The 810-nt window shown below is 70.4% G+C and carries 1 pseudogene; it reads right to left on the reverse strand.

Annotated elements, in window-relative coordinates:
- Positions 1-810 (reverse strand): annotated as a pseudogene (locus UN64_RS21805) (2-oxoglutarate dehydrogenase E1 component); the annotation flags it as partial.

Here is an 810-nt window from a genome sequence, read left to right on the forward strand (position 1 = left end):
AACACGATGAGGGGTCGGCGCGGGCGGGCGTAGGCCTGCTCGCGCAGCACGTGGAAGTGGTTTGCGCCCGTGGAGGGGTTGACCACGCGCATGTTGTCCTCGGCGCACATCTGCAGGAACCGCTCGATGCGGGCGGAGGAGTGGTCCGGCCCCTGCCCCTCGTAGCCGTGGGGGAGGAGCAGGACCACGGACGAGGTCTGCGACCACTTCTGATCGGCCGAGGAGATGAACTCGTCGATGATCGTCTGTGCGCCGTTCACGAAGTCGCCGAACTGGGCCTCCCACAGCACGAGGGCGTCGGAGCGCTCCACGGAGTAGCCGTACTCGAAGCCGAGGGCGGCGTACTCGGACAGCAGCGAGTTGTAGACCCAGAACTGCGCCTGGTCCTCGGAGAGGTGCTTGAGCGGCGCCCACGTCTCGCCGGTGATCCGGTCATGGAACACCGAGTGGCGCTGCGTGAAGGTGCCGCGCTGGGAGTCCTGGCCCGCCAGGCGGACCGGCACGCCCTCCATGAGCAGCGAGCCGAAGGCCGCCAGTTCGGCGAAGCCCCAGTCGATGCCGCCGTCGACGGCCATCTTGGCGCGGCGCTCGAGCAGGGCCGCGAGCTTCGGGTGGACCGTGAAGCCCTCGGGCACGTCGAGGTGCGCCTGCCCGATGGCCCGCAGCATCTCGGCCGAGATGGCCGTGGATGCCGGCGCCTTCGGGGCCGCGTCCCGGTCCTCGGCCGGGCGGATGCCCTCGTCGCCGGAGGCGGGCGCGTCCTCGTGGGTCTCCGCGAAGACCCGCTCGAGCTGCTGCTGGTAGTCCTTC

It is taken from the genome of Fictibacillus arsenicus (assembly GCF_001999465.1).
GTDB classification, from domain to species: Bacteria; Bacillota; Bacilli; order Bacillales; family Fictibacillaceae; genus Fictibacillus; species Fictibacillus arsenicus.